At 59.3% G+C, this 258-nt stretch carries 1 protein-coding gene; it reads right to left on the bottom strand.

Annotated features, from left to right (window positions below; translation table 11 throughout):
- Positions 1-258 (bottom strand): hypothetical protein (locus IAE38_RS23715; RefSeq protein ID WP_201219589.1); only part of this gene is annotated, 258 nt, incomplete at both ends.

Raw genomic sequence — 258 nt, 5'->3', positions numbered from 1 at the left:
GTGACGCTTTCGATGCTGCCACTGGCACTGCCACCGAAGGCCAAGCTGAAATCGCTCGCATCGACGTTGCCGACGTTCTCGCTGAAGGTCACGGTAAAGCTAACCGAACCACTGTTGTTCGGGCTGGCATCGACGCGAGTGATGTTGGTGGCGGTAGGTGCGCTGGTGTCGATCAGCACGTTACTGGTATTGCCCACAGCGCCCAGGTTGAGGTTCAGGGCATTGCCCGCGGCATCCTTGATGGAACCGCCATTGAGG

Source organism: Pseudomonas sp. S32 (genome assembly GCF_016648095.1).
GTDB lineage: Bacteria > Pseudomonadota > Gammaproteobacteria > Pseudomonadales > Pseudomonadaceae > Aquipseudomonas > Aquipseudomonas parafulva.
Note: the sequence above shows the minus strand (reverse complement) of the source record. Positions and strands in the feature narration are given on the sequence as shown.